This window comes from Allobosea sp. 05T439, assembly GCF_056396005.1.
Genome location: NZ_JBFTKP010000120.1, coordinates 1 through 857 on the forward strand (window position 1 = coordinate 1; position 857 = coordinate 857).

Sequence of the window (857 nt, forward strand, 5' to 3'; positions counted from 1 at the left end):
ACCACGCCGGTCACGTCCGTCGTGCGGAAGTAGAACTGCGGGCGGTAGTTGGTGAAGAACGGCGTATGGCGGCCGCCCTCTTCCTTCGTCAGGATGTAGGCCTCGGCCTTGAACTTGGTGTGCGGCTTCACCGAACCCGGCTTGCACAGCACCTGGCCGCGCTCGACGTCCTCGCGCTTCGTGCCGCGCAGCAGCGCGCCGATGTTGTCGCCAGCCTGGCCCTGGTCCAGCAGCTTGCGGAACATCTCGACGCCGGTCACCGTCGTCTTCACGGTGTCCTTCAGGCCAACGATCTCGATTTCCTCGCCGACCTTGACGATGCCGCGCTCGACGCGACCGGTCACCACCGTGCCACGGCCCGAGATCGAGAACACGTCTTCGACCGGCATCAGGAACGGCTGGTCGATCGGACGCTCCGGCTGCGGGATATAGGCGTCGACCGTCTTCATCAGCTCGATCACCGCGTCATGGCCGATCTCGGGCGAGACGTTGTCCAGCGCAGCCTTGGCCGAGCCCTTGGTGATCGGGATGTCGTCGCCCGGGAAGTCGTACTTCGACAGCAGCTCGCGGATCTCCATCTCGACCAGCTCGAGCAGCTCCGCGTCGTCGACCAGGTCGACCTTGTTMATGAACACCACCAGCGCCGGAACGCCGACCTGGCGCGCCAGCAGGATGTGCTCGCGCGTCTGCGGCATCGGGCCGTCGGCAGCCGACACGACCAGGATCGCGCCGTCCATCTGCGCCGCACCCGTGATCATGTTCTTCACGTAGTCGGCGTGGCCGGGGCAGTCGACATGCGCATAGTGACGGTTCGCAGTCTCGTACTCGACGTGAGCCGTCGAGATCGTGATGCCGCG

Annotated in this window: 1 protein-coding gene; it reads right to left on the reverse strand. The window is 65.5% G+C overall.

The annotated features are described in order from the left end of the window. The coding region (gene tuf, locus AC1DIO_RS35325) for an elongation factor Tu (RefSeq protein WP_476854947.1) at window positions 1-857 on the reverse strand (857 nt) is incomplete at both ends.